This is a genomic window from Vibrio sp. D173a (genome assembly GCF_030248475.1).
Genome location: NZ_JAHGAH010000999.1, coordinates 1 through 794 on the forward strand (window position 1 = coordinate 1; position 794 = coordinate 794).

The 794-nt window shown below is 42.4% G+C and carries 1 protein-coding gene and 1 pseudogene; both read right to left on the reverse strand.

Features of this window, described 5'->3' with window-relative positions; all coding sequences use genetic code 11:
- Positions 1–255, reverse strand: a pseudogene (locus KIV40_RS30845) (glutamate racemase); the annotation flags it as partial.
- Positions 256–302: 47 nt separating this feature from the next.
- The coding region (locus KIV40_RS30850) for an ATPase (RefSeq protein ID WP_285353100.1) at positions 303–794 on the reverse strand (492 nt) is incomplete at its 5' end.

Here is a 794-nt window from a genome sequence, read left to right on the forward strand (position 1 = left end):
TAGCACTATGGTGCTTGCGGTATTACACGCAATCACCACGATATCGATGGCGTGGCTTTCAATAAAGCTAGCAACTATCTGCTGGACTCGTTGAATAAGCACTTGCTGGTCGAGTTCACCATAAGGGTATGCTTCGTTGTCGAAGGCATAGATATAGTTATGATTTGGCAGTAGCTTGTTTATCTCTTTATAGACAGATAAACCTCCTACCCCTGAATCAAACACCAATATGTTTTTTTGCTGCTCGCCCAACACTGTACCTACCTATAAGAAAATTCGCAGCAATGATACCCCTTCACTTATTATTCGCCAACTTCATCGCGCTTTATGCTGGCTTGATAACGTTGATGAACAAAACGCTCTCCTTTCTCTACCTCTTGTAGTGAGACATCTATTTCGCCTTTAAATGAAGGCGCTTTTGTCACTAAAGTATGAAACTCACCGTCTTCACCACAAGGGTCTACTCTTTCCGGGAGTTTCTCTATTAATGATTGGGTATAAGTTTGTCCGCAATATTCGGCTGCTAGTGCATTGGTATCGACAGTAACTAAGAAGGTTTCGATGCCTCTTTCTATTATCTCTTTAGCAAGATCTTCACTTTCTTCTCCTAGTAACGGGAATACGCACTCCCAACCTGCGGGCTCTATATAGCTTCTGCGATAGTCAGCAATGCCATTACAGAACATATCACCAAATGCGACCGCATCGATTTTCAGACGTGATTGTTTTAGTGCACTCACAATCGTGGTTTGATAGATCTCATTTGATGGGAAGACTTCTGGGAGCTCTATCAT